Below are 23279 nucleotides of genomic sequence, written 5' to 3' on the forward strand. Positions count from 1 at the left end.
ACCCAACGGCAATCGGCGCCCATTCCCGCAGCCGACTGCGGGGCCTTACGCGAGCCGAGTACTGCACCCCACCAGTTGGAAAATCGAGTGCGTCCCGGCCCGGCTGATCCTTACGCTGCAGTGATGGACCCTGTGCAGGTTAGGCCGATGCAGGAGAACGACCTCCCCTCGGCAGAGCGGGCTTCAGCAGTGACGTTCTTCGAGGCAGAGCGAAGCACCAGGCGAGTCAGCGATCCGGAGGCCGATCCGCGGTCGGCCGCCGCCTCAAAGCAGTGGATCGAGCGTATGCGCTTCTACCTGAGCGTGGACCCAGCAGGGTGCTGGGTCGCAGTCGACGAGAAAACAGACGGCAACAGAGTGGTCGGTTTCGCCATCTCACAGAACCGCGGCCGTCTGTGGTATCTCGCCACGTACGGAGTGCTGCCCAGTCATCAGGGACAGGGCATTGGCAAGCGACTGCTGGACGCCGCCCTCACCCATGCCGACGGGCGCCCCGGCATCTTCTCCTCCAGCGTCCACCCCGGTGCCACACGGCGATACCGGATGGCAGATTTCTCACTCCACCCACAGATGCGGATGGTCGGCACCGTGGACCGCTCCACGCTTCCTGTGGTCGACGGCCTTCGAGAGGGCCGAACTGACGACGTTGCGTGGATGGACCAGTTGGACCAGAACCTGCGTGTGGCGGGGCACGGCCCGGACCACAGCTACATGCTCGACACCTTGCGACTGGTCGTATGCAGGGACAAGGCCAAACCGGGATACGCCTATCTCGACAATCGGGGTCGAGCGTCCCTGCTGGCCGCCGCACACCCGCAGACCGCACAGAAACTGTTGTGGGAAGCCCTGGCCTCATCACGGGGAACAACCCTGGTCAACTGCATCACCACCCCCAACGAGTGGGCAGTCGATGTCGGTTTGGCCGCACGTCTCGACATCGGCCAGGAAGGCTATATCGCCGTCCGTGGCATGCCCGTCCCCGCGCCCTACCTCCCCAGCGGCCACTTCCTCTGACTCTCCGCCGAGCCGTCTCGCAGCTCGACGCGCCGGTGGACGGCGCAGCCGGTGCCAACAGTGGCCGCGAGCAGACCAGGCGTCCAGCCCCTGCGTCCCGGGCAGCGCCGAGCAGAACGCGCCACAGGGGTGGTTCAGATGGGGCAGGCCCCGCAACCCCACGGAGCTGCGCATTCGTTCTGTTGTGCTGTACCTAGGGGTCGAATGCCTGCCCCCTCCAGAAATCCTCCACCACCCCCTGACGGCGGTTTGACTGCGGGACCGGGGTATCGATTGGCACCCCTTCACCGACGATGAGATCCGGATCGACCTGATGTGTGGTGTCCGCTCAGACGGTCACTGGCACGGCACGATCGTTGCTCGTTTCCGCGCTGACGCTCTCCATCGGCTCGGTCTGCATCCTGACCAGGCGACGTCAGCGCCGGCAGACCCGCTGCCGCCAAAGTGGTGGGGCCCGTGGGCTCGGTGAGCTTCAGTTTCCCAGACTGAGGATCCGGGTCCTCAGGAGCCGGAACGAAGCCCTGCCGTACGTGTAGTCGCGCCGAGGACTTGCAGCCTGTACCTAGGTACAGGTTTACCCTCGGAGGTGTCCCCGCCCTCGGGGCGTGATGACGGGAGTGAGTGCGATGAGCGATCTGGCGTGGGTGCCGCAGTCCTGCACGCTGCCCACCGAGGAGCGGCCTCTGCGGGTCGCGGAATGGGACGCGCTGCTCTCCGAGCGGCTGACCTCGCTGTTGCGGCCCGAGCCGCTCAGGCTGCGTCTGGAACTGGCCGGAGAGCGGGGCGTCGAGGAGCGGGTCCGTGATCTGGTGGAGCGCGAGAACGGCTGCTGCTCGTTCTTCACCTTCACCACCACCCCGGGCGGGGACTTGATCGTTCTGGACATCTCAGTGGACCCGGCACACGAGGCCGTCCTGGACGCCCTCGCCACGCGGACCGCTGCCTCGCAGGGGTCGCGGTGAGCTCGGGCCTGCGCAGTGGGCAGGTCGCCGAGGCGGCCGGGGTGAACGTGCAGACGCTGCGCTACTACGAGCGGCGAGGCCTGCTGGCCGAGCCGGAACGAAGCAATGGCGGCCACCGCCTGTACGGCGAGGATGCGGTGACCGCGCTCCGGGTGATCAAGGCCGCCCAGCGGCTCGGCTTCACGCTGGAGGAGGTCGCCGAACTCCTGGAGGCGGGCCGCCACCGCCACGGCCGCCCCGTCGCGGGCCTCCGGGAACGTGCTGCGGCCAAGCTCGCCGAGGTCGATGTGAAGATCGCCGACCTGACCACTATCCGCACCACCCTGGCCGCTGCCGTCGAAGCAGGCTGCGACGACCTGACCGTCTGCGCCTCCAGCACCTGCTGTCCCATCCCCTTCACCGGCCTTGCCGAGGAGAGCCGCCATGCCGGACCCTGCTGCTGACCTGCGCCCCCACCGCGCCCCGAAGGCGCTCGGGGTCCTGGCCGCCCTGGCCTGCGTGGCGTGCTGCGCGCTGCCTGCTCTGATCACCGCCGGTGTCGTCGGCGCCGGGGCCGGAGCGGTAGCGGGCCGGCTGCCTGCCCTTGCCGTCGTGCTGGCCGTGCTTGCCGCCGGGACCTGGTGGCTCGGCCAGCGCCGCCGCTCCAGCCCCTGCTCCTGCGCGGCGAAGGCCACAGGTGATGGCGGGTGCGGCTGCAAGGCGTCCGCGGACCCGCTGAAGATCACGAGCACGGGCCGCCGGTAGGGACGCCGGCATGGTTGCCGCTCGTCCCGTTGCCCTGGTCGTCGCCGCCGCCCTCTTCGAGATCGGCGGCGTCCGGCTGGTCTGGCAGCGCATCCGCGAGCACAAGGGCTGGGCCTGGATCGGCGCCGGCGTCACCGCGCCCCAGGGCGTTGCCGGGGCGGCAGGTCTGGCACGCCTCGGTGCCCCCCTGGCTCAGGTACCGGCGTGTGTTGAGGCAGCGACCTTGCCACGACCGTGGCCAAAGACCAAGGCTGAATGCTTGGGCTGAAGCCATCGAGGGGGAGAAATGAACTCAGGGGGCATAGCGCTGCTCGTTGCGGTGGTCGGGGTGGCGGGCACTCTGCTGGCTCCGGTCACCACCACGTGGGTGGGCTCGCGCGCCCGCCTCCAGGAATTCGAACTCCAACAGCGGGCCGACCAGGCTGCACGGCTCTTCGAAGAAGCGCAGCAGAACCTGGAACGACGACGCGACACCTATGTCGCCCTCAACACCAGTGCCCGTGCGTACCGGATCTTACTGATGGAGGATCTCCAGGCCCTGCGCAGAGGGGCTCACCCGGGTGCGAACGGCGACACGGAAGCCTCCCGCGTCGAGTTTCAGAGCATCTATGCCCAGGCACAGATGCTGGTCCCCGACGCGGTCCTGGAGACGTGCCAGGCGGTCCGTGTGGCGCTGGCGGACGCAAGGAAGCAGCTCACTGCGCTCCTGGAGGACACCACACTCGACCTGGAGAAATGGCAAGACGTCCACACGCACCTTATCCAGCTATGGGATGTGATCGGCGCGATGCAACGCGCCATGCGCCAAGACCTCGGCATCACCACACCGCCCACCCGCTGACTCCGGTCACTCAAACTCCGGTGAGATCTCGCTGGCACCGCCTGGAACTGGACGCCTGCAGCTCGCTCGCGGTGGACGGCAAGACCCTGCGGGGCACCTACCGGCCCGACAGCACACAGGATCACCTGCTCGCGGCGATGACCGGCACCGGCCAGTCATTCCGGGCACTACGCCCAGCCGGCCCGGGCACAGGACCTTGTCCGGCACAGACGTGGCGAGGGACAGGGCGGTGAGGAGGGGGGGCAGCCCCCGTTGCGATACGGGCGTCAGCTGGATGGGCGAGTGGTGCGCGGCCCGGCACGCTGAGGGCAGAACGGCACGGGCAACAGAAGGCAGGAGCAATCGGTGAAGGTACGTGCAGGGGCTGCAGGCCTGTGGGTGGGCATTTGCGCCGCGACGGTCTCAGGGATCGTCCCGGTGGCCGCGGCGGAGCGAGCGTCGGCCTCGCCGCCCGCCGCTTTTCAGGAGGCCCTTGAGCAGACGGTCACGGACGGATTCCCAGGCGTCGTGGCGTATGTCAGGCGTGGAGAGCGCGAATCACGGACTGCGGCCGGGCTCGCGGATACGGCGAGCGGCGAACGAGCCCGGCCGGGCCAGCGGTTCCGGATTGCCAGTAACACCAAGTCATTTGTGTCAACGGTGCTTCTGCAGCTGGAGGGCGAAGGGCGCCTCTCACTCGGCGACAGCGTGGAGAAATGGCTGCCCGGCATGGTCCAGGGAAACGGCAATGCCGGAGCGTCCATCACCATCCGGCAACTGCTCAACCACACCTCGGGCATCTACGACCCCACCACCGAGCCGGAGTTCTTCGCTCCCTACCTGGAACGACACGAATGGGATCACGTATACCGGCCACGGGAGGTGATCGCCCGCGCCGTCCGGCACAAGCCAATGTTCATGCCGGGCGCGAGCTGGTCGTACTCCAACACCAACTACCTGCTCGCCGGTCTGGTGATCGAGGCAGCCACCCATCACAGCGCACCTTTTGAGATCCATCGGCGGATTCTTGCACCGCTCGGCCTGAAGGACACGTCTTTCCCTCTGACCGACCCGTCGATTCGCGGCTCCCATCTGCACGGATACGACCTCATGGGACGTGACGTGACGCGATTCAGCCCGTCGTACGACTGGACCGCCGGCGCCATGATCTCCACGGTCAGCGACCTGGCCCGCTTCCACCGGGCGCTGTTCACCGGCAAACTGCTGCACCCCGCCCAGCAGCGCGAACTCCTGACCACGGTGCACTTCCCCGACGCACCGGCGTACGGACTCGGTGTGCAGCGCATGGACGTATCCTGCGGCTCGGAACCCGGTACCAGGCCGATCAGCGTCTGGGAGACGGACGGTGGCGGGCCCGGCTTCACCAGCGTGTCCCTAGCCACCGCCGACGGTGCGCGGCAGCTCGTCCTTGCAGCCAACGTCTACGACCTCGGAGCGGACCTGAAAGGTCAACCGCCCGTCCCACGAAGCAAAGGACTGACGAAGGCGCGGGCGGCAGCTCTTTGCAACTGAGGTGACGTCATGCCAACGCACGTGACTCGCGCGGCTTCTTCCTGATGATCCTGCTCAGCATCCTTCTCGGCGGCGGCGCGATCCTCTTGAGCCGGTGGTTGGCACCCGGCCTGGGCAACTGGAACGCCACCCTGATCGCAGGCGCCGGCTTCGTCGTCGCCGCTGGCCTGGCCTTCCTCGTCCTCTCCCGGACAACACCGACGCGGCCAAGACCCGAGTCCTCGCCCAGCGACTGCTGGCCACCCGCACCGACACCGTCAGTGCGGAAGCACCCGCGCCCAGCACGGCGTCGGCTCTCGGCTCAGCCAGATCCGCACCAGTAAGCCAGATCCACACCAGCGCTCGACGACCGGGGGGCCGGACACGGAAATCGTGTCCGGCCCCGGCCGTACGCGTCAGGCGTTGTCGCCCACGAGACCGGCTCGGACTTCACGGGCCGCGGCGACCAGGTTCTCCAAGGAGGCACGGGTCTCGGACCAGCCACGGGTCTTCAAGCCGCAGTCGGGGTTGACCCACAGCCGCCCGGCCGGAATGGCTTCCAGACCGGTACGCAGCAGACCGGCGGCCTCCTCAGCGCTCGGGACGCGCGGGGAGTGGATGTCCCACACGCCGGGGCCGGCCTCGCGGGGATAGCCGTGGGCGGCGAGTTCGCGGGCGACCTGCATGTGGGAGCGCGCGGCTTCCAGGCTGATGACGTCGGCGTCGAGGTCGTCGATGGCCTGCACGATGTCGCCGAACTCGGCGTAGCACATATGGGTGTGGATCAGGGTGTCCGGCCAGACCCCGCTGGTGGTCAGCCGGAAGGACTCGGTGGCCCAGGCCAGGTAGTTCGCGTGGTCGGCGGCGCGCAGCGGCAGGGTCTCGCGGAGAGCCGGTTCGTCGACCTGGATGACCGACGTACCCGCGGCCTCGAGATCGTCGACCTCGTCCCGCAGGGCGAGCGCCACCTGCCGGGCGGTCTCGCCGAGCGACTGGTCGTCCCGTACGAAGGACCAGGCCAGCATCGTGACCGGCCCGGTCAGCATGCCCTTGACCGGCCTGTCCGTCAGGGACTGCGCGTACGAGGTCCAGCGGACGGTCATGGGCTCGGGGCGCGAGATGTCCCCTCCCAGCACCGGCGGGCGCACGTAGCGGGTCCCGTAGGACTGGACCCAACCGTGTTGCGTGGCGAGGTAGCCGGTGAACTGCTCGGCGAAGTACTGCACCATGTCGTTGCGTTCGGGCTCACCGTGCACCAAGACGTCCAGGCCGGTCTTCTCCTGGAAGGAGATCACTTCCTCGATCTCGTCCTTGATGCGCGCCTCGTAGCCGGCGATGTCGATCCGGAGCCACGCCAGGACAATACGGCCGCAGGGCCCGGTGCCTTCGCCGCCGACGTTGCTGGGATGTGGAGTGCCCCGAACCCGCCCTCGCAGCCCGGATCTGCACGTGGTGATGTGCTGTGCGCTGTGCACCGTTACCTGTACGCCGTGTTGAGCTGCACTGTTGATGGGGAGTCGAACCCCCGCGTTGCTCTTCACGCACCACAGGTGGGCCGGAAAACCGCCGGCCCTCGGTGTGTGCACGCCTCCGGAGCTGCTACCTGCTCCACATCGTCCTGGTCTGCCGGACTGGTCAGTCCAGCAGGTCGACCTCCCAGTTCGTGCGCTGGATACGCACGTCGACCTCGCGGATGTCCCTGGCGAGCGCATCGGCCTGGGCGCGCAGTTCCGCGACCGGAAGCGCGGGGAGCACCATCAGTTCGGACCGCAGCTGCCTGCCGTATCCGCGATCCCCCGTCCCGGCGGCCGCGTCTGCCGCAGCAGTGACCACCGAGTGCCGCAACCGCAGGACATCCCGCCGCGCGAGTGCATCGGTGAGGGTGCCGTCCTGGCCCATGTCCACGGTGGCATTGGTCCGGTTGATCCGCCGGATGAGCCCCTCCAGGGTCACCAGCACCTCATCGGCCTCGGCCAGAAGCTGGGTCGCGTCCTCGGCGGGCGTCTCCCCTTCCTGGTACCGGGCGTTGCTGACGACGCGCGCACGCAACTGCTCTACGCGACGCGTCGCCGCCGCACGTTCGGCCAGCGCCTCGGCAAGCTTCACTGCCGTCACTCCCCCGTCTCCATTCAGTTCGCACAAGTATACGAGCGCACTCTGGCGCAGGTGCATCTGGATTTCGCGCGGCACGTCACCCGGCGGCACTCACGAGCCCCGGCGGGTTTCCGACACCTGCGAGCCAGAGGGCACGGATACCGCCGTCCTGTAGGCCGACCATCGTGTCGCCGGTCACGGCTTTCGCCGTTGGAGGCGGAAGTCGGGGCAGACGTCCGGGTCGAAGTCCTCGTAGAGCACTGCCCGGGAGGCGTCGATGCCGATGGTGAGTTTGTCGAGGGTGTCACCCTTGAGGAACATGGTGGGCTTGGTGAAGTGCAGCCGCAGCAGCGCGCGGTCTTCGGTCCCTGTGGCCCGCTCGACCTCCCAGGTGCCGGAGCCGTTGAAGGTGGCGCCCAGCGTGGCACGGTGGTAGTCACCGGTGGGCCACTTCTCCGCGCGCATGGCACCGTCCGGGGACAGCGTGAGACGTACGCCGTCCGCCTCATGCGCACCCTCGTAACTGCCGATGAGCTCGCCGGGGGTGGCGGAGTCGGCGGCAACCGGGACGCAGCGCTCGAGGGCGTCGGAACCGCACGCGGTGAGTGGAGCGGCGAGGAGTACAAGGGCGGCGACGGCGCCCAGGGCGCGCCGGGAGTGTGGGGGCACGGGGTTACTTTCCTGCTGCGGGGATGCGTTCGGTCCAGGTCATGTGCTGTCCGACGGTGGAGAAGACACCGTCGTCGCGGTTCACCTTCTTCAGCCAGTCGTAGTAGCCGACGAAGTGGAGGAAGGATTCGTTGCTCGTCTTGTTCTTGAGGGTGTACTCGACGACGAGGGAGCCGTCGGGGTCCTGGCCCTTGACCGCGTAGTCGAGGGAGTACGAGCCGACGAACGCCTCACCCAGGTGGTCCTCGTCGCCGGTGGCGATCGCCGGCAGATCGGTGAGGACGAGCTTTTCCAGAGCGCCTATCTTGCCGCCCTTGGAGATGGAGTAGCTGACGGTTCCCTCGTCGTTTCCGTCCTTGCGCCAGTTGGCGAGGGTGTCCGCGCGCAACTGCTCCATGCTGACGCTGGATTTGATCAGCTCGGTCATCCGGTCGCCGTCGTGGTACTCGCGCTCGCGCGCCCCGCTGCCGGTGACCCAGTCGAAGCCGAGGGAGTACGGGTCGTCGCCCTGCGTGCTCGGGTACGGGTTCTTGCCCTGCATCGCCAGGCCCAGGGCGTTGTAGTCGGCCTGGCTGATGGTGTTGGTCGTGTCGATGTTCTTGTGCTGCGGCGCGGTGTTGAACCAGTCACCGAGCCCGATGTCGGACATGAGGGAGAATGCCAGGTTCCGGTCGGCGACGGCGCCCCGCTTCACCAGGTCGACGATCTCCCGCTGGGCGTCCTCGATGGCCTTGGCGTCCGCCGACCCCTTCTCGACCACTGTGCAGACGCCGTTGACCACGTCGGTGGAGACTGTGCCGCTGGGGTCGATGTACAGGCCCTTGTCCTGGGCGCGCCGAACGGCGTCCTTCAAGTCCTTCTGTACGGCCTTGAGCTCGCCCAGAGCGTCGTCGAGAACGCCGACGGCCGCCTCCGCGACCTTGACCGCCGCCTCGATCTGCCGCTCGATGTCGTCGATCATCCGCCAGGCGTACGGAGCGGCCGCGCCCTCCCAGTAACCCTTGTCGCGCAGCGGCGTGAGCACCTCGTCGTGGACACGCTTGGGCAGCCCGGTCAGGTCCTTGTGCGTGGTGCGCCACTGGTCGGCGAGCTTCTGCAGGGGGCCGAGGTCGGTGTCCAGGATCTCCCGGTAGAACGACGGCACTACAGCCCCTCCAGCTTCGAGCGGCGCGGCGCGATGCCACGGAGTGACTCGTCCACGGCGTGATCCGTCGTGTGGTAGTCCCGGGCGCCCACCCGCAGGCTCTCAGCGATCCGCGCCAGCCAGCCCGCCACGGTGCCGGCCTGTTTCTCCCACTGCGTGCCGGCCGTACGGATGGCCTTGGCCGACTCCCAGCCGTCCATCGCCGCCGACGCCTTCTGTGCGGGGTCCTCCAGCGCCGCGGCGGGCTTGGTGAAGGCCGTGTGGATCTCGTCCGCGCGGCCCGCCGCCGCGGTGAGGACGCCGGGCGCGATACGGAGCATGTCCTGCGGCGGCCCGGACGGCGACAGGGGCGGGTACGGCCCGAGCCGGAAGTCGGGGGTAGTCGCGAGCGGAGGGCCCTGGAGAGAAGGTCCCTGGAGTGGTGGCTTGAGCAGGGGCGAGCCGCCGAGCGGCGGAGCCGGGCGCAGCGGGATCGGTGTGAGCGGGTCCACGTAGCTGTCGGCGGGCGGCGCCTTGACGGTGCCGGCGGCCCACTCGGAGTGGTGCCGTTTCAGCTCGTCCGGCGACAGCGGCAGCTGGGACGGTTCGGGCAGCTTGTCGTCGCTCATGCAAAATCCCCCGTGTGGTACGCCTGCGCCCAGCAGCCTACCCGCTGGCCAGGGCCGAGATCGCGGCCAGCCCTGCCGGTGGTCCCGTGCCGACGGGACGGCTGGTCTCTACCGCAACTGTGCCCACGGGCGGCCTGAATTCCTGCCCCGCATGCCTGGCCTGGGGTTGGGGCCTCCTGCCTCTGGGACGAGCGCCCCGAAGACCGCCGGACCTCCGCCGAGGAAGCCGTGGCTATCATGCTCCGCGCTCCTGGACCTCCGATCCCGGTCGCTGCCGGGCTGCCGGGCTGCCGGGCCGCCGGCCTCGGTGACCATACGGAGTTCGCGGCCAAGCCAGAGCTGGCCGAGCGACTGGTCACCCGATTCCTCGATACCGGTTCTCGGGCCGCCTGGGTCGCGGGAGACGGGGTCTACGGTGCCTTCCTCGCTGTCATCCGCGCGAACGAACACCAGGGTCATCCCTCGCCCGACGAGCTGATACCGCTCACCTTTTGGTGGTCACGCAACCCGACGAGCCGGATGTCGTAGGCGTTGACCGCCTGGATCGGATGCCACCTCCCCCGCGGTCGATGGCATCCGACTGGCCAGGTGCCGGAACCAACTATGCGCTCCGGGTCAGCAGGCCGGCGTCGATGGTTTCAGCGATGAGGGTGGCGCCGCGGCTGTTCTGGTGGATGTGGTCGGTCGTGAGCACAAGACCTCGCCGCCGCGAGATCGTGTCAAGGCTGCGGCGCAGCAAGGTGTGCTGGGCGAGGACGCCGACGACCGCTGCCGGCGTCACCTCCCGGTATGGAATCGGCGGCGGGTCCGCCTGACGCAGTTCCTCGATCTGGCGTTCGTGGAGGGGAAGGTACGCCACCTCGTTGCTGTCGGCGACCTCGGCGATCATCCGGCTGTACGCCTGCGACGCCTGTGCCGCCGCTCCGTCGAGTTGTTGGCCGAGTACCGGTAGCGACAGCAGACCGATCGTCGCGTCGGTCTCCGCTCGCAGCCGTGCGACGACGGCTTCCAGGCACTGTTGGAACCAGCCGGCCGACGGGCGTTCGGGGAGCTGCTTGCGCTTCATGGCCTGCTCGACGGGGTAGCCGGCAATGCTTGCTCGGGCGTCGTTGGTCCCGATCAACACGGTGATCACATCGGGTGGGTTCGTGACGACGGCATCGAGGCGCTGCAAGAGGTTGTAGGCGAAGTCGCCGTTGGCGCCGAAACGGGCAAGCTGCACGTCACCGGGAGAGTGGCGTCGTCCGAGAAGATCCAGGTAGTCGACGCTGAACTGCGCGCGGGTGAGGCTGTCGCCGAGGCACGCGATGCGTGTCGTCACGGCGCTTCCTCCGGGCTGGGCGTGCCAACGTGTTCGGTCGGGCGGGTGTCGGTCCGAGGACGGTGGTCAGTGCCGAGGGTCGCGGTGATGGCCAGGATGGACGTCGGCCCCTCCATGTCGACCGCGTGCCATACCCCGGCCGGGTTGATGGTGGCCTCGCCCGGTCCGAGCAGAACGCGGTCGAGCACCCCGTCCACGTCGCGGGTCACCGTCACGGACCCGCTGAGGCAAACGACCAGTTCGTCGCCTGCAGGGTGGCTCTCCCAATGGTCACCGAGACCGTCGCCGTCGAAGATCATCACCAACCGGCCCTCGGCGCCGTCTGACGCGACCGCGGCGCTGTAAGCCTGGAGCACCTCCGGGTCCCAGGTGAAGCCCTCGACGGGTTGCGCTCTCGATCCCAAACCGAGATGCACGGGGGTGGTCCGCAGGTCCGCCGTATTGCTTGCGTGGTTTACGAGTCTCATGCCGAAGATCGTCCACGACAGCGATCGGGCGGTCTTGAAGAAAAGGGAAGAGATGCCGACGCGACGGGCAGACGGTTGGCGCTACCCGGTTCCGAGGAGGACTTCGCTGCGACGCCAGGCCGTCGGCGTTCGGCCCGTGAACTCGCGCCAGTCCCTCACGAGATGGGCCTGGTCGGCGTAGCCAGAGACGCTGGCCACATCACCCCATGGGAGCGGGTTCCGCGCCGCCGCCAGTTCGTGCGCGTGCTCGAAGCGCAAGACTCGGGCGAAGGTCTTCGGCGACAGGCCCATCTCACCGCGAAACCGCTCGGTGAGGTACCGACGGCTCCAGCCGAGTTCCGTGGCGACCGCACCAACCTGGACGCAACCCCGCGCGGCGACGAGGCGACGCCACGCCTCGGCCACCTCGGGGCGCACCCGGCGCGCATGGTCGCCGCAGGCGTCACGGCCGACAGCTCGGAGGAGCAATTCGTCCAGCGCGGTGAACCGCGCCGCCCATGTTGTCGCCGATCGGAGCCGGTCGACCAACTCGCCGGCAAGCGCCCCGAGAAGCTCGTCAAGCGGGACCAGTCGGTGGGCGAGCTCAGCGGCGGGCATGCCGTAGATGGCCCGAGCCCCGAGCGGTGTCAGCGCTACCTGAACACCTTGCTGGCGTCCGTCGTGATGAATCGCGACGGACCGGCACATCAGGCCACCGGCCACGCTGCCGAATCGGGTGACCGGTGACCCGTCGTCAACGCCGGCCGCCACCTCCAGAGGATCTGCCAGGCTGATCACCGCAGTGAGCGCGCGGCTCGGCGGGCCGCAGTGCACCCCCGTCGGGAGCTTGCGGAGGTCGAAGCCGACATACGAGTCGACGTACTGCCGCAAGACGGGCGCCGGGCGTGCACCGATCCCGGTGGCCGTGTGGTCCTCCATTTTCGACAGTGTACGAGCCGCCCCGCCCAGGAAGATCACCATCCAGCGACTGATGGCAGCCATGACACGTTCGCCGTCGCCGCCCGGCCCCGTGAACTCGTCGCGGCGCTGCTGCCGTCAGCGGCGGACGCCTCGCACCGCGCCTTGCGATCGCACGCTTGACCTCAATCATGCTTGAGGTGCGACGGTGATCTACATGACCACGGAATCCACATCCCACGCGGCAGACATCGAAGCGATCAGCCAGCTCGTCGCCACCGTCGAGCACTCTCAGCAGAACAAGGACCCCGAGGAATTCCTCGGCCTCTTCCACCCGGACGCGATCTGGACGACGGCCCACGGCAAGGTTCTCATCGGCCTCGACGCGATCTCGGAGTTCACCCGCAAGGTCCTCCCTGCGGCGAGCTGGGACGGCAAGGTCACCTATGAGGTGGTCCACGTGCTCTTCATCCGTCCCGACGTCGCTGCCGTCAAGGTCCGTCAGCGTTACCTGGCCCCGGGCGAGGAGAGCGAGGGCGCCCCGCTGTACGTGATCTCGAAGCAAGCCGATGGCCGCTGGCTGCTGACCGCCTGCCAGAACACGGGGGTCGTCCCCGACTAGCTTGCCGCCGATCACGTTCGGAGCCAGATCAGGGGGCTGCCGCAGGGGCGGTGCCGAGATAGACGTAACGGTGCTTGTCGTCGCGGGCGGCCCCCGCCCGGTGCTGCTTCAACCGATTGATGGCCCGTTCGACGGTGTTGCGCTTCTCGTACCGTTACTCGTCAAAACCGGGGGCGGGGATCGCCGCCGGTCTCCTAGAAGTGGCGGATGTGCTCGGCGATCCAAGGGTTCGGGTTGTCGTGGCTCATGTTGGTCATGCGGCGGACACCCCCGCGTGGGTCCGGTGCAGAGTCGTCACCTCGACCTCGTCCAGCAGCGCGCGGGCGAAGTCCGCGGTTGTGATCCGGCTCTCGGCAGCAGCTGGGGCGAGCGCGTAACCGCCCGAGGGCTCGGCCTCGTCGTCAAAGTCTCCAGCCGGGCTCAGGACCACCCAGTCCAGCGAATCCGGCGCGGCCGCGCGAAGCGTCTCGGTCCCGGCGCCGTGACCGACGTAGAACTCCCGCCACTCCTGGGGATATCCGGGCGTGTCCATCAGCAAGTCCCCGGTCGCGGTGGGCAGTACGGATGCCAGCCCGACCGATACCAGTCGCGTCACCCCGGCAGCCGGGAGGCCTTGAGCGAGGGCGCGGGCCACTGCGGGAAAGAACTCGCCGGGGCTTGTCGCGGGGTCGTAGACGGCGACGATCGCCGCGTCGTGCCCGGCGGCGAGCCGCGCTACAGCTGCTGGGTCCGTCACCTCGCCGTCGGCCCGCCCGGCCGCTGTGACCTCGTGGCCCCGCCGCCGGGCCTCCGCCTCGGCCGCCGGCCGACCCGGCCGCCGGCCCCGAAGATGATGATCTTGCTGCTGTTCGTTTCCATGGAAGGGAGCGTAGGCCGAGGGCTGGTTTCCGATCGGATACCAGCCCTACGGTGTGGATCACGGATCACGACGAAGCTGCGGGCCGACCGGACGACGTCCCTGGACCCTGAGACGTTCGAGCTCGTCTGCCCGGCCCCTGCTGGTGCCGTTCCGCGTGAATAACAAGGGGGGCCTCGATCCGGCGGTGCCTGCAGGACGTCCCGCGCCGGCTCTCGGAGCTCAAGGTGTTGTCGCGGGGCGTCACGGCCGTATCGATGCCCCCCCCGCCCAGGCCGGAGCGGAATAGTTTCGTCATAGGGGGAGGAACACGAGGGCGCGGAGCGCCTCGTCGTTCTGCCGCTTAAAGCCGTCGAAGGCTCGGGCCGGGAGTGCTGCGTGCACACGAACGCGTAGAACAGGCCTTGGGGCCCGATGTGCTTGTGGCTGGCTCGGTGATCCGTTCAACAGCCTTGCGCGGGAGGTAGGACGGGGTCCCTCGCGGGTGTGGAACTGCCGTTCCGTGCCAGCCTCTTACCAATTGCGCTGCTCGTATCTACATTTGATTCATGGCCAAACGCAGCACGGATCCGTTGGCGGGAGTTGTGTCGGCGACGGCAAAGGGTGAGCGGCTGGTGTTCGTGCCGAGCCGAGTCCGGGAGTTCAGTGTCGCGCTCGGCGGGAGCTTCTTCATCCCGCTGTGGATCGCGGCCCCCCTCCTGCTGCCGGCTTTGGTGATCGCCGTGCTCACGGAGTCCGGGGTGGTCTGGGCCCTGTTCTGGGTTGGTCTCGGGCTGACAGTCCTGGCCATGATCGGTCTCTTCCTGGCGTCGATACTCGTGGTGTCAACCACGACGGTCCGCTGGGTCGAGTTCCGTCCTCAGGGGAATGCACAGCAACTCGTGATCGCTTCCTTCCTGCGTTCGTCGACCGTTTCCGTCGCTGACCTGCAGCGCGTCGTCATTGTCGAGCGGATCAGGCTGGGCCAACGGAAGTCACTCAAAGTGGTGTTGTACACGCGTGCAGGAAAGAGGGACTGCGAGCCGGGCTTTCAGGCCCCGATGTCCCGGGTCGACGCGAAGGCACTGCTCGACTGGTTGACCACCCGACTCCGCCCGGCGCACGTAGCGGTGGAGTACCGGACGGAGGTTGATCGGAACTTCGTGTGCCCGGACGAGTGGTGGGCGCCATCGTCCCTGGCTGCCCTGTGGCACGTGCCAGTCGGCTCGGTCGACGCGCTGGCTGTCCGCCACGGCGTCCGCAGTTATCAGTACACGCCCCGAGGTGCCGCGATGTATTCGCCGGGCAAGACGGTGATGGTCTACGACCCGGCTCGGGTCCACGAAGTCGCGGAAAAACTCCTCAAGGGGCACACCCGCGAGAAGCACACCATGGGGCCGGAGTCCGACGGCACGAAAGAGGTCCCGCACCCGTAGCCGGCATCGGCGACCACGACCGGTACCTTCAACTGCACTCCAACGTGCACGCGGCGGTTTCGGGGACAGCATGGGCACCGACCGCGACCTGGCAGTTCACCCGTTTACCGACCGCTCCACAGTACGGGCGCGCCACCCCGGCCGACGCGTTGCCACACGGGTGGGGAAACGACACGTCGTCGATCACCCACGCCCCAGGAACGAGGTCGGCCGTTTCCTTCAGATCATCGGATCGCTGGTTGGTGTGCCGTTGACTGGCACCAGTCGGTCCGCAACGGCCCAGAGCGCTACAGCCCCGGCAGGTGCGGGGCGTCGGGGTGGTAATGGCGCTGGCGTTGGAGGGGTACAGCGGCGAAGTCGCCGGCGCCGTTAAGGACTTCACCTGTGCCCAAGCAGATGCCTTGAGCGCGGCCGAAGCCTTTGAGGACGGCTCCTCGGTGGTCCGGGTCGGGGTAGGTGTGCGGGCGGCCCGCAGCCAAATCGACCGAGCGGGCGTAGATCGGGCCGAGGACTTGGCTACCGGCACCGAGCAAACCGGGGCCGATCACCTCGGCGCCGCCGGAGATTCGCACTCCGTCGGGCGGTAGTCCGCCCATCACCGGGTGCGGACCGGGCGGCCACCTGGACCGGTGGTCCGCACCGGCTGCTGGACCTATGCGGAGCGCGCCTCGCTCACCATGGCCGGACCCGCAGGGCGGTGCCGCCGGGCGCGCGGCACTGCCCCGATTTCCATGAGTATTGACGTTTCCGAGGCAGGTGAATTCCCTCCCCCGCCCAGGCACAAGGGCAAGCAGCTGATCCGCAGTTGATCCTGGAGTGTGTTCATGTGCCGGTTGCGGGCGGTTGGTGGTTTCAGTAACCGCAGGACGGGTTCTTACGCGTACCTGTACTTCAACGAGTCCGCCTCGGCCTGCTCAATGTCAGCGATCGTCAACTCCGGCATCCGCAACTGCGCCAGTGTCACCTCAGCCGAGGTGGGCTGCGCATCAATCGGCAGCCACTGCTCCGGCTTCCAGGCCCCGCTGCGCATGAGCGACTTGGGGCAGTGCGGGTAGACCTCCTCGATCCCCACCACCAGCGCACTGGCCGGCGGCTTGCCCACGGCGGTCAGCTGCGACAGCAGCTCCGGCCGAGTGGAGACGCAGGCCCGGCCGTTCACCCTGAGCGTCGTGGTGCGACCCGGGATGACGAACAGCAGTCCGGCCCGGCCGGTGGCGATGACGTTCTGCAGGGTGTCCAGGCGTTTGTTGCCGGTCGCGTCCGGTATCGCCACCGTTCGTGCGTCCAGGACGGAGACGAACCCGGCGGGGCCACCGCGCGGGGATACGTCACAGTTGCCCTCGGTATCCGCGCTGGCGACCAGCACCAGCGATGAGCAGCCGATCAGCCGCCGGGTCTGGTCGGTGAGTTCGGGCATCTGCTTGCGCAAAGCCGCATCCTTGGGCAATCCGTAGGTCCGGCGCAACGCCTCCTGGTCGTGCACGGCGTCGAGGCGGAGTGAATCGAATGCACTACTGGCAGCGGGTGTCGTCATGGCCCCGACCCTAGTGGGCTGACCTGTTCTCGATGGCAGCTGGACTCACCCAGGACCAGGTCCCGCCCAAGGGCCTTGACGGTGGCATCAGCGGTCAGGCGTCGGGCCGTGCTTCGAGGAATGCCAGGGTCCTGGCCACGAACGCGTCGTGGAACTGGAAGATGCCGCCGTGCCCGGCGTCCGGGTAGAGGGGGACGAGTTCGCCTCGGGGCAGGCGTGCGGCGAGGTCGAGGGTGTTCTCGCTCGGCACCATCCGGCCGCTCTCGCCGTTGGCCACCAGGACGGGCTGGCGGATGCGGGACAGGTCGGCCGGCGGCTGGAGGCCCCACGTGTGGATGGCCTTCAGCTGGGCGCGCAACGACGTCAGCGAAATGGCTTCGTCGCGGTGGTTTGTGCGCTCCTTCAGCCGTCCCATGAAGGCGCGTGCTTCGCGTCGGCCGTGTTCGGTGTCGGTGAAGACGAGGTACTGCTTGGGCCGCGACAACGCGGCAGACGGGTGCCCCGGTCGCCGCGCTCGCCACCGACATGGCCCGCGGCGACGGAGAAAGCGAGGCCCGCCGCGTCTACACCCAGGGAGTGGGCGACTTCGCCGACTGGCTCACCACCGAGGACCAGGACGGCCTCATCCGGCTGTGCACCATGTTCGGCGCACTCGTCCTGTCCTGAGCCACCAAGGGCTCGCCGCTCTCCGAGGAGATCCTCACCGCAGCACGCGAGGCGCTGACGGCCACCAACTGACCGCAACCGGTCCACTTGACCGCGACCATGGCCGGGCCGGTCAGCCTCGGGGCCTCGCCGAAGACGCTGTTCCGGTGGCAGTGACCGTTCCGTGACGTGGAGGGGACGGGTCCGCTGTGTGTGTCCCTCTAGATTCACTTTTACACCGCTTCTTCCCCTACTGTCTTTCGGCACCGGCCGGGACAGAAGGCGACCGCTGCCCCGTGTGGCGCACGCGGTGTACCAGGTGTTGTCTCTATCGGTACTTCCACGCACAGGAGTTGTCTTGCGTTACGCCCTCCGTGCCGGCCTCGCTGTCACCGCACTCGCCGGTTCCGCTCTCCTTCCGACGGCGGCGTTCGCGGCCACGGCCCACGGCCCCCGCACCGCCTCCGCCGCCCCGTCCGCCGCCCAGTGCACCGTAACCACGACCGACTCGATCGGCGCGGGCACGAACGTCCGGCTGACGATGAGTCTGCAAGGCCCGTCGGTCACCTTCCACGACGCGGCCGACGGTACGCAGATCACCCGGTTCGGCACCCTCAACCGTGCCCGTCCCGCGCTCCCGCAGTCAGCGGGAATCGAGGAGGAGATACTCAACCCCTACGGCTCGACGCCCCAGCTGCTCACCAAGACCCAGGGCGGCAGGGACGGTGATTACGGGCTGCTGAGCTTCCCCAGGCTCCCCAACGGCTGTTCCCTCGACGAGGCCCTCGTCGTGAAGCAGTGCACCGTCTTGCAGCACGAGGACATCGGCGCGGGCACCGAGGCGCGGATGACTATGAGCCCCAAGGGCCCCTCGGTCACCTTCCATGACGAGGCCGACGGCACGCAGATCACCCGGTTCGGCACCCTCAACCGGGCGCGTCCCGCGCTCCCGCAGTCGGCCGGTATCTACGCCGAGATCCTCCAGCCGTCCGGCTGGGCGCCCCAGCTGAAGACCAAGACACAGGGCGGCGACACAGGGTACGCGTTCACCGACTTCGGCAAGATGCCCAAGGGCTGCCCGCTGTACTGACCCACCCCCACGGCCGGACAAGGGCCGTTCCGCTCCAGCCGCACTACGGCGACGCCAAACCCCCGGCCCGACCCGTGACCTCTCGGGGCCACTCCGGAGCCGCCACACGGCCCGGCACAGGGGCAGCACACGCGGCCGGCTCTGGAGGGCATGTGCCCGGCCCGGCAAATGCCAGGACGGGCACACGCCATGAACAGAGCGGATAAATGAATGTGCGGGTGGGGTATCCGCCGAAGTGGCAGGTACCCACCGGTTCCACAACTCGAAGGCACCCGGGGCGTCCTGGGCGTCGATGCAGTCGGATCACCTACTGGGGTGATTTCCAGGTACCCCTGTCGGCCCGTGCCGTGACCGCGATCGCGGGTGGCTGGGCCGCCCCCTGCACCGTCAGCACCCCGATGCCCAGCGGTCACGATGTCATGCGTGTTGTGGGGCGGTCATGTGTTGCTCTCTGTCGGCAGGGCCTGTTCGAAGCGCAGGTAGCGCTCGATGGACCGGGCCAGGACCTCGTTGCCCTCGGCGGCCACGACGCGGTCCCACCAGGCACCGTAGATCCGGTCGAAGCGGTAACCGGCGAGCAGTTTGCCTGCGGCCCGGACGGCGTCGGGGCGCTCGGGAACGTGGTTGGCGTAGCTGTACATGATGCTGACCCAGCGGGGGTCGGGGCCGACGTTGACGATGTCGCCGGTGAAAAGGGCGCCTTGGTCGGTGTTCAGGTGCATGACGGTGCTGCCCGGGAAGTGGACGCCCGGGTTGATCAGCGTCAGTTCCTCGGTCAGCCGGTGGGTCTGTCCACTCCAGAAGCGCAGGGCGGGATCGGGGCGGCCGACCCAGTCGCGGTCCGCCTCGTGCAGGTAGACGGGGGCATCGAAGGCGTGCGCCCAGTCGACCATGGCGGAGTAGAAGTGGGGGTGGCTGATGGCGATCGCGCTGATGCCGCCGAGCTTCCGCACCTCCTGGATCATCGCGTCGTCGAGGTAGGGCACGCAGTCCCACAGAACGTTGCCCGCGGCTGTACGCAGCAGCAGGGCTCGCTGGCCGATGGCGAACTCCGGCGTGCAGCCGATGCCGACGATGTCCGGACCCTGCTCCTCGAAGCGGCCCTGGTGACCTTCGGCGCGCAACTCGGCGAGGCTGGTCCACTGCTGGCCGTGGCGTCCCACGTACTGGCGCTCGTCCAGGCAGACCGGGCAGTCGGGGCGCGGGGCGGCGTACTGCGTGCCGCAGGTGCGGCAGATGGGCAGCGTCGAACCGGTGAGGTCAGCCACGGTCGCCTCCGGCCAGCTCGGTCAGCTCGGTCAGCTCGGTCAGCTCGGTCAGCTCGGTCAGGACGTACGGACGGCTGGGCCGCCAGCCGAGTTCGGTGACGGCACGCTGCCCGGACACCACCTGGTTCAGGCCCAGCGCCTCGGTGAACGGAGCGCCCACGGCCTCGGCCGCCTGCTCCAGCGGCCAGGGCTCGGCCCGGCCGGTACCTCCCGCGGCGACATCGGCGGCCGCGGCCAGCGCCGCGACCGGCACCGCCTCGTGTGCCACGCCGTGCAGCACGCTGCCCGAGGCGGCCTTCGTCACCGCCAGCACGAACAGGTCAGCGAGGTCATCCACGTGCACCATCGGCCAGCGGGTCGCGGCCGACCCGACGTAACGGCCGGTGCCGTGCTCACGCGCCCATCCGGTCATCAGCCCAGGTATACCGCCGCCCCGGCCGTACACGATGCCGGGCCGCACAACGACGGCTCGTACATCGTCCCCGCCCGCGGCCAGGACCCGCTGCTCGATCCGCGGGCGGTAGCCGACGATGGCGATGGCGTTCGTGGGCGCCTCCTCGTCGACGGGCGCGTCGCCGGTGGCGCCGAGCACCCACACGCCGCTGGTGTAGACGAAGGCTCGTCCGGAGCCGCGCAGCCGCTCGGTCAGCGCGTCCACGGCCGCCGCGTCCACTGCCTCGTCGCCGGTCGGCGTGGCAAGGTTGATCACGGCGTCGATGTCATCGGTGACGGCGGCCCGCAACGAGGCCGGGTCGCTCAGGTCACCCACCACCACCGGGGCGTCGGCCGGTGTACGGCTGGCGTCCTTCGCGAAGTGGACCACCTGGTGGCCCTCCGCCGCGAGCCGCCGCACCACGGCCGACCCGATGTATCCGGTGGAACCCAGGACGAGTACCTTCACGTCCAATCCCCTTTGTTCGTTGTCCAGAGCAGGTGGTGCTTTCCGCCTCACCTGCGGAAACAGAATCTAGGCGCGCTCAAGGAGCGATGGTCGACGCAGCGTGCAGAATCGTTCGACGACGCGTGCAGAGCCGGAGCCCAGCGCAAGGCGGCGGTACTCGCCGGGGGTCAGGCCATAGGCCTGGCGGAAGGCGCGGCCGAAGACGGTGGCATTGGAAAGGCCCCAGCGAACGGCGATCGCCTGGATGGGCAGCGCGCGCAGCTCCGGCCGAGCGAGATCGGCGCGGCAGCGCTCGAGGCGGCGGGTCCGGATGAGGGCGGCGACACCCTTGGGCTCGTCCCCGAACAGCGCGTAGAGGCCGCGCAAGGAGATGTGGTGGTGGTCGGCGACCGCCTGGGGGGTGAGGTCGGGATCATCCAGGTTGCGTTCGATGAAGACCTTGGCCCGCTCCAGGAGAGCACGGGCACGGACCTCGGGCCCAGTCTCCTCAAGGACGCCGAGCTGCTCGGCCAGGTAGGCCGTGGCCATGTCGAGGGCTGCCCGCCCGAGCGCCGGCAGCTCCTCGCTCCGGCAATCCGGACCGTTGTCGCACAGGCTCGTCAGGAAGTCGGCCATCACCGCGCCGAGGCCGGTGCGGGGAAGCCGACGGGCGACGAGGTGGTCGGCGCGCCCAGCGCGCAGGGGAAGCTCCGATCGCGGGATGTGGAGGACGATCGCGCGGACCGGTCCACCGGCGCGGTCGGTGTCACACTCCAACGGGCCCGAGGTATGGGTGACGATGAAGCCGTCGACGACCGGGCCGGAGTCCCGGCCGAGTTGGCAGGCTTTCATCGCATTGCCCTGAACCAGTGCGAGTTGGTACTGCTCGGGGTCACCCTGCCTGATGTGCGCCGGAGTACGGCGCGACCATACGGGCGAGAACTCCAGCGTCGACACCGTGAGCGCGCCCAGCTCGACCGACCCGATGTCGGCGTGGAAGTCATTCGTCCGATCGGTTCTGATCTCCACGGGCAACAGGTCCGTGCACACCGTCTCGGTGAACCAGTCGAACCTCTCGGCCGCCGGAACCTCACGGCCCGACGCCCGTGTCCACATCCGCTTTGCCGCCTCCACAGGCATTGGCGTCTCCCCCGATGTGCCGATGTGATCTGCGTGAACATTGATATGACGGATCCGAACGTCTGCGGCCTGCCAGAGATCCGTCCCTGCTTCGTCCTTGGTGGGGCCACAGCCGGACGCCCACTTCGCCGGATGCAGCGAGTTGCCCCACGCGGCACCGTAAAAACGCGCGTGCCGCAGACCCCGCTGTCCCTTGCCCAGGTGGCATCCGGTCGCGCCCCGGCCGTACCCCCCTTCCGAAGCCCCGGCACCTCGGGCACCACCTGCGATGCCCGGCGCGGCTCAGCTTCTCGGGTGGACGCCCCTGTGCGTTTCATGCCGCCACGAGTGGCCTTCCTCGGCCGACCATCTCGCGTAGCAACCTCCCGGCCACCGCCGCCCCGTCCGTACGGATCGCGACCGCCATGGCGTCCGCTCGCGCCCGGGTCCCGGGGTTCAGGACGGTCCTCAACGCGACCGACAAGGACGGGTACGTCAGCCCCGGTCCATCGTGCGCTGCGCCGATGCCCAGGTCGACCACCCGGCTCGCCCAGTAAGCCTGGTCCGCCGTCTGCGGTACCACCACCTGCGGCACCCCGGCCAGGGCTGCCGTCGTCGTGGTGCCCGGGTCCCCGTGGTGCACGACGACGGCGGACCGCGTGAAAAGTGCCTGCAAGTTGGCTTCGTCGGCAACGAAGCAGTCGCCCTGGCCGTCGGTCACCGCCAGGTCGAAACAGCCGCGACCGATGACGACGCGCCGGCCCTGCGCGCGGATCGCCTGGACAGCGGCCCGAGCAGTGCCCCGGGCGTCACCGTCACGGGCGGGCATGGTCCCGAAGTCCACGTACACCGGTGGTGTGCCAGCCTTCAAAAACGCGTCCAAGTCCGCCGGGAGCGGGCGGTTGTCCGGCCGTATCCACGCACCGGTCTGCACCACGTCGAGACCGGCCGGCCGCGGCCCCGGACTCAGGGTCGCATCCGCCGCCAGCAACGGGCGCCCGGTGAGGACCTGGTCGCGGACGTCGTCCACCGGCGGCAGGCCGATCGCCCCCCGCTGGGTGTTGATCCCCTCGCCGAACAAGGCGTTCACCCGCTCACCGTTCACGTCCCACAGCACCCGGTCGTCCGTCGCCTCCGGAGGGAGCAGCCGCCCCGGCCACGCGAGCGGCCGGTGGTGCGGCCACGGCAGATGGGCCGGGGAGTAGGTGACGAACACGTAAGGGACGCCCAGTTTCTCGGCGACCGCCCGCGCGGCGGCTGCCGTCGGGATCGGCCCGGCCGCCACCACGACGTCGCATCCGTCAGTCGCCGTCGCGACCGCAACCGAGTCGTACGTCGCGGCGACCATCCCGGCCACGCACCCGGACAGGCCCTGCGTCGGCCGGTCCTCCGTCGCCCGCGTGACCACGTCGGCCGCCATCGCGCGCAACGAATGGCTGAACGCCACCACGGGGGTGTCGCCCTCATCCCGCGGCTCCACGAACTCCGGCGGGGCGCATACCTGCACCCGCACACCGCATGCGCGCAGAGCCGCCCCCAGCGCCAGCATCGGCTCCACATCTCCGCGCGAACCGTACGCGGCCAACAACACGCGCATG

Annotated in this window: 24 protein-coding genes and 6 pseudogenes; 13 read left to right on the top strand and 17 right to left on the bottom strand. The window is 68.9% G+C overall.

The features are described 5' to 3' along the window. Nucleotides 1-147 precede the first annotated feature (147 nt). The 8 genes and pseudogenes from ABZ404_RS26015 (at nucleotide 148) to ABZ404_RS26050 (ending at nucleotide 5396) form a co-directional block, all read left to right on the top strand. Nucleotides 148-1014, top strand: a complete 867-nt coding sequence (locus ABZ404_RS26015; protein WP_358835344.1) for a GNAT family N-acetyltransferase — start codon at nucleotides 148-150, stop codon at nucleotides 1012-1014. A 626-nt stretch (nucleotides 1015-1640) separates the two neighbouring features. After that, nucleotides 1641-1976 (top strand): hypothetical protein, encoded by a 336-nt coding sequence (locus tag ABZ404_RS26020; RefSeq protein ID WP_358835343.1) that lies wholly within the window; start codon nucleotides 1641-1643, stop codon nucleotides 1974-1976. Then, on the top strand, nucleotides 1973-2419 hold the full coding sequence (locus tag ABZ404_RS26025) for a MerR family transcriptional regulator (RefSeq protein WP_358835342.1): 447 nt from the start codon (nucleotides 1973-1975) through the stop codon (nucleotides 2417-2419). The genes ABZ404_RS26020 and ABZ404_RS26025 overlap by 4 nt, the downstream gene beginning before the upstream one ends. Next, complete coding sequence (locus tag ABZ404_RS26030; protein ID WP_358835341.1) at nucleotides 2400-2720, top strand: hypothetical protein; 321 nt, start codon at nucleotides 2400-2402, stop codon at nucleotides 2718-2720. The genes ABZ404_RS26025 and ABZ404_RS26030 overlap by 20 nt, the downstream gene beginning before the upstream one ends. Before the next feature lie 10 nt (nucleotides 2721-2730). Beyond that, nucleotides 2731-2859 (top strand): annotated as a pseudogene (locus tag ABZ404_RS26035) (hypothetical protein); the annotation flags it as partial. 147 nt (nucleotides 2860-3006) lie between these two features. Further along, nucleotides 3007-3561 carry a hypothetical protein gene (locus ABZ404_RS26040; protein ID WP_358835340.1) on the top strand — a complete coding sequence of 185 codons (555 nt, stop codon included), beginning with the start codon at nucleotides 3007-3009 and terminating at the stop codon, nucleotides 3559-3561. A 345-nt stretch (nucleotides 3562-3906) separates the two neighbouring features. After that, complete coding sequence (locus tag ABZ404_RS26045) at nucleotides 3907-5073, top strand: serine hydrolase domain-containing protein (RefSeq protein ID WP_358835339.1); 1167 nt, start codon at nucleotides 3907-3909, stop codon at nucleotides 5071-5073. Between the two features lie 44 nt (nucleotides 5074-5117). Continuing rightward, nucleotides 5118-5396, top strand: a complete 279-nt coding sequence (locus tag ABZ404_RS26050) for a hypothetical protein (protein WP_358835338.1) — start codon at nucleotides 5118-5120, stop codon at nucleotides 5394-5396. A gap of 72 nt (nucleotides 5397-5468) precedes the next feature. Here the strand turns inward: ABZ404_RS26050 and ABZ404_RS26055 are convergent. The 5 genes and pseudogenes from ABZ404_RS26055 to ABZ404_RS26075 all read right to left on the bottom strand — a co-directional run. Next, nucleotides 5469-6398 (bottom strand): annotated as a pseudogene (locus ABZ404_RS26055) (5-methyltetrahydropteroyltriglutamate--homocysteine S-methyltransferase); the annotation flags it as partial. Nucleotides 6399-6687: 289 nt separating this feature from the next. Continuing rightward, nucleotides 6688-7158 (bottom strand): DIP1984 family protein, encoded by a 471-nt coding sequence (locus ABZ404_RS26060; protein ID WP_358835347.1) that lies wholly within the window; start codon nucleotides 7156-7158, stop codon nucleotides 6688-6690. Between the two features lie 183 nt (nucleotides 7159-7341). Beyond that, a complete protein-coding gene (locus tag ABZ404_RS26065) occupies nucleotides 7342-7815 on the bottom strand; it encodes a hypothetical protein (protein WP_358835337.1) in 474 nt (157 codons plus the stop codon). 4 nt (nucleotides 7816-7819) lie between these two features. Beyond that, on the bottom strand, nucleotides 7820-8959 hold the full coding sequence (locus ABZ404_RS26070; RefSeq protein ID WP_358835336.1) for a hypothetical protein: 1140 nt from the start codon (nucleotides 8957-8959) through the stop codon (nucleotides 7820-7822). Beyond that, nucleotides 8959-9567: a hypothetical protein gene (locus ABZ404_RS26075; RefSeq protein WP_358835335.1), complete on the bottom strand. Its 609-nt coding sequence runs from the start codon at nucleotides 9565-9567 to the stop codon at nucleotides 8959-8961. Before ABZ404_RS26075 ends, ABZ404_RS26070 begins: the two co-directional genes overlap by 1 nt. Before the next feature lie 236 nt (nucleotides 9568-9803). Between ABZ404_RS26075 and ABZ404_RS26080 the strand changes: the two are divergent. After that, a pseudogene (locus tag ABZ404_RS26080) lies at nucleotides 9804-9984 on the top strand (IS701 family transposase); the annotation flags it as partial. A gap of 184 nt (nucleotides 9985-10168) precedes the next feature. Here the strand turns inward: ABZ404_RS26080 and ABZ404_RS26085 are convergent. From ABZ404_RS26085 to ABZ404_RS26095, 3 genes are all read right to left on the bottom strand, one after another. Then, nucleotides 10169-10888, bottom strand: a complete 720-nt coding sequence (locus ABZ404_RS26085) for a GDSL-type esterase/lipase family protein (protein ID WP_358835334.1) — start codon at nucleotides 10886-10888, stop codon at nucleotides 10169-10171. Continuing rightward, the gene (locus tag ABZ404_RS26090; RefSeq protein ID WP_358835333.1) at nucleotides 10885-11355 is read right to left on the bottom strand and encodes a cupin domain-containing protein; all 471 of its coding nucleotides are present in this window, start codon (nucleotides 11353-11355) and stop codon (nucleotides 10885-10887) included. The genes ABZ404_RS26085 and ABZ404_RS26090 overlap by 4 nt, the downstream gene beginning before the upstream one ends. Nucleotides 11356-11436: 81 nt before the next feature. Beyond that, nucleotides 11437-12273, bottom strand: a complete 837-nt coding sequence (locus ABZ404_RS26095) for a helix-turn-helix domain-containing protein (RefSeq protein ID WP_358835346.1) — start codon at nucleotides 12271-12273, stop codon at nucleotides 11437-11439. Between the two features lie 196 nt (nucleotides 12274-12469). Between ABZ404_RS26095 and ABZ404_RS26100 the strand changes: the two genes are divergently transcribed. Beyond that, nucleotides 12470-12874 carry an SgcJ/EcaC family oxidoreductase gene (locus ABZ404_RS26100; protein ID WP_358835332.1) on the top strand — a complete coding sequence of 135 codons (405 nt, stop codon included), beginning with the start codon at nucleotides 12470-12472 and terminating at the stop codon, nucleotides 12872-12874. Nucleotides 12875-12885: 11 nt separating this feature from the next. Here ABZ404_RS26100 and ABZ404_RS26105 read toward each other — a convergent pair. After that, nucleotides 12886-13043, bottom strand: a pseudogene (locus tag ABZ404_RS26105) (IS5/IS1182 family transposase); the annotation flags it as partial. 84 nt (nucleotides 13044-13127) lie between these two features. Beyond that, nucleotides 13128-13610 (bottom strand): NAD(P)H-binding protein, encoded by a 483-nt coding sequence (locus ABZ404_RS26110; RefSeq protein WP_358990934.1) that lies wholly within the window; start codon nucleotides 13608-13610, stop codon nucleotides 13128-13130. 668 nt (nucleotides 13611-14278) lie between these two features. Here ABZ404_RS26110 and ABZ404_RS26115 point away from each other — a divergent pair. Continuing rightward, the gene (locus ABZ404_RS26115; protein WP_358834730.1) at nucleotides 14279-15145 is read left to right on the top strand and encodes a hypothetical protein; all 867 of its coding nucleotides are present in this window, start codon (nucleotides 14279-14281) and stop codon (nucleotides 15143-15145) included. A gap of 79 nt (nucleotides 15146-15224) precedes the next feature. On the opposite strand, the pseudogene ABZ404_RS26120 reads toward ABZ404_RS26115, so the two are convergent. The 3 genes and pseudogenes from ABZ404_RS26120 to ABZ404_RS26130 form a co-directional block, all read right to left on the bottom strand. Beyond that, a pseudogene (locus ABZ404_RS26120) lies at nucleotides 15225-15335 on the bottom strand (transposase); the annotation flags it as partial. 684 nt (nucleotides 15336-16019) lie between these two features. Continuing rightward, nucleotides 16020-16679 carry an MSMEG_1061 family FMN-dependent PPOX-type flavoprotein gene (locus tag ABZ404_RS26125; protein ID WP_358834729.1) on the bottom strand — a complete coding sequence of 220 codons (660 nt, stop codon included), beginning with the start codon at nucleotides 16677-16679 and terminating at the stop codon, nucleotides 16020-16022. A 94-nt stretch (nucleotides 16680-16773) separates the two neighbouring features. Further along, nucleotides 16774-17163, bottom strand: coding sequence for an alpha/beta hydrolase (locus tag ABZ404_RS26130; RefSeq protein WP_358834728.1), 390 nt, complete (start codon nucleotides 17161-17163; stop codon nucleotides 16774-16776). On the opposite strand from ABZ404_RS26130, the pseudogene ABZ404_RS26135 reads away from it, so the two are divergent. Both ABZ404_RS26135 and ABZ404_RS26140 read left to right on the top strand, forming a co-directional pair. Continuing rightward, nucleotides 17156-17417: pseudogene (locus ABZ404_RS26135) on the top strand (TetR/AcrR family transcriptional regulator); the annotation flags it as partial. The gene ABZ404_RS26130 and the pseudogene ABZ404_RS26135 sit on opposite strands and share 8 nt — an antisense overlap. A gap of 265 nt (nucleotides 17418-17682) precedes the next feature. After that, entirely contained in the window at nucleotides 17683-18414 is a 732-nt protein-coding gene (locus ABZ404_RS26140; RefSeq protein ID WP_358834727.1) for a hypothetical protein, read from the top strand. A 437-nt stretch (nucleotides 18415-18851) separates the two neighbouring features. Here the strand turns inward: ABZ404_RS26140 and ABZ404_RS26145 are convergent, their stop codons facing one another. From ABZ404_RS26145 to ABZ404_RS26160, 4 genes are all read right to left on the bottom strand, one after another. Beyond that, the gene (locus ABZ404_RS26145; protein WP_358834726.1) at nucleotides 18852-19682 is read right to left on the bottom strand and encodes an MBL fold metallo-hydrolase; all 831 of its coding nucleotides are present in this window, start codon (nucleotides 19680-19682) and stop codon (nucleotides 18852-18854) included. Then, nucleotides 19675-20583 (bottom strand): NAD-dependent epimerase/dehydratase family protein, encoded by a 909-nt coding sequence (locus tag ABZ404_RS26150; RefSeq protein ID WP_358834725.1) that lies wholly within the window; start codon nucleotides 20581-20583, stop codon nucleotides 19675-19677. The genes ABZ404_RS26145 and ABZ404_RS26150 overlap by 8 nt, the downstream gene beginning before the upstream one ends. A gap of 66 nt (nucleotides 20584-20649) precedes the next feature. After that, nucleotides 20650-21702, bottom strand: a complete 1053-nt coding sequence (locus ABZ404_RS26155) for a helix-turn-helix domain-containing protein (RefSeq protein WP_358834724.1) — start codon at nucleotides 21700-21702, stop codon at nucleotides 20650-20652. Nucleotides 21703-22015: 313 nt separating this feature from the next. Continuing rightward, nucleotides 22016-23278 carry a glycosyltransferase gene (locus ABZ404_RS26160; RefSeq protein ID WP_358834723.1) on the bottom strand — a complete coding sequence of 421 codons (1263 nt, stop codon included), beginning with the start codon at nucleotides 23276-23278 and terminating at the stop codon, nucleotides 22016-22018. Nucleotide 23279: the final 1 nt, after the last annotated feature.

This window comes from Streptomyces sp. NPDC005878 (assembly GCF_040629815.1).
Taxonomy (GTDB): Bacteria; Actinomycetota; Actinomycetes; order Streptomycetales; family Streptomycetaceae; genus Streptomyces.

What these genes read in the sequence shown, in the direction of transcription:
- ABZ404_RS26015 (WP_358835344.1), top strand. Translation starts at nt 148, where the DNA reads ATGCAGGAGAACGACCTCCCCTCGGCAGAGCGGGCTTCAGCAGTGACG.
- ABZ404_RS26020 (WP_358835343.1), top strand. Translation starts at nt 1,641, where the DNA reads ATGAGCGATCTGGCGTGGGTGCCGCAGTCCTGCACGCTGCCCACCGAG.
- ABZ404_RS26030 (WP_358835341.1), top strand. Translation starts at nt 2,400, where the DNA reads ATGCCGGACCCTGCTGCTGACCTGCGCCCCCACCGCGCCCCGAAGGCG.
- ABZ404_RS26040 (WP_358835340.1), top strand. Translation starts at nt 3,007, where the DNA reads ATGAACTCAGGGGGCATAGCGCTGCTCGTTGCGGTGGTCGGGGTGGCG.
- ABZ404_RS26050 (WP_358835338.1), top strand. Translation starts at nt 5,118, where the DNA reads ATGATCCTGCTCAGCATCCTTCTCGGCGGCGGCGCGATCCTCTTGAGC.
- ABZ404_RS26075 (WP_358835335.1), bottom strand. Translation starts at nt 9,567, where the DNA reads ATGAGCGACGACAAGCTGCCCGAACCGTCCCAGCTGCCGCTGTCGCCG.
- ABZ404_RS26090 (WP_358835333.1), bottom strand. Translation starts at nt 11,355, where the DNA reads ATGAGACTCGTAAACCACGCAAGCAATACGGCGGACCTGCGGACCACC.
- ABZ404_RS26095 (WP_358835346.1), bottom strand. Translation starts at nt 12,273, where the DNA reads ATGGAGGACCACACGGCCACCGGGATCGGTGCACGCCCGGCGCCCGTC.
- ABZ404_RS26100 (WP_358835332.1), top strand. Translation starts at nt 12,470, where the DNA reads ATGACCACGGAATCCACATCCCACGCGGCAGACATCGAAGCGATCAGC.
- ABZ404_RS26115 (WP_358834730.1), top strand. Translation starts at nt 14,279, where the DNA reads ATGGCCAAACGCAGCACGGATCCGTTGGCGGGAGTTGTGTCGGCGACG.
- ABZ404_RS26125 (WP_358834729.1), bottom strand. Translation starts at nt 16,679, where the DNA reads ATGACGACACCCGCTGCCAGTAGTGCATTCGATTCACTCCGCCTCGAC.
- ABZ404_RS26155 (WP_358834724.1), bottom strand. Translation starts at nt 21,702, where the DNA reads ATGCCTGTGGAGGCGGCAAAGCGGATGTGGACACGGGCGTCGGGCCGT.
- ABZ404_RS26160 (WP_358834723.1), bottom strand. Translation starts at nt 23,278, where the DNA reads ATGCGCGTGTTGTTGGCCGCGTACGGTTCGCGCGGAGATGTGGAGCCG.